Source organism: Streptomyces europaeiscabiei (assembly GCF_001550375.1).
In the GTDB taxonomy this organism is placed as follows: Bacteria; Actinomycetota; Actinomycetes; order Streptomycetales; family Streptomycetaceae; genus Streptomyces; species Streptomyces europaeiscabiei.
Map to the genome: position 1 here is coordinate 1 of NZ_LRTR01000878.1, position 564 is coordinate 564.

The window sequence follows — 564 nt, forward strand, 5'->3', positions numbered from 1 at the left end:
CCCGACGGCGTCCCGCGAGTCCCTGTACGAGGACGACGCCCTCGCCGCCGCCCTGGCCACGCTGCCCGCCGACCGGCCGCTGCGCGCCGTCGTCCACACCGCGGGCGTCATCGACGACGGAGTCCTCGACTCACTCACCCCCGACCGGCTCGCCCCCGTGCTGCGGGCCAAGGCGGACACCGCGCTCGCCCTGCACACGGCGACCCGCCACGCCGACCTCACCGCCTTCGTCCTGTTCTCCTCCGCCTCCGGCCTCCTCGGCGGAGCCGGACAGGCCAACTACGCCGCCGCCAACACCGTGCTGGACGCCCTCGCCCACCACCGCCGGGCGACCGGCCTGCCCGCCACCTCCCTGGCCTGGACCCTGTGGGACCACGACAGCGGCATGACCGGCGGGCTCGGCGAGGACGACCGGCGCCGCATCGCGGCCTCCGGGCTGCCCGCCCTCGCCCCCGACCGGGCACTGCGCCTCCTCGACGAGGCCCTCACCACCGGCGAACCCCTCCTCGCGCCGCTGCGCACCGATGCCGCCGCACTGCGCTCCGCCGCCGCGACCGGACGCCT

1 protein-coding gene is annotated in these 564 nt (G+C 77.7%); it reads left to right on the top strand.

Translation table 11 applies throughout. From position 1 onward, the window contains the following. On the top strand, positions 1-564 hold a 564-nt coding region (locus AWZ10_RS44880), incomplete at both ends, for a KR domain-containing protein (protein ID WP_159058594.1).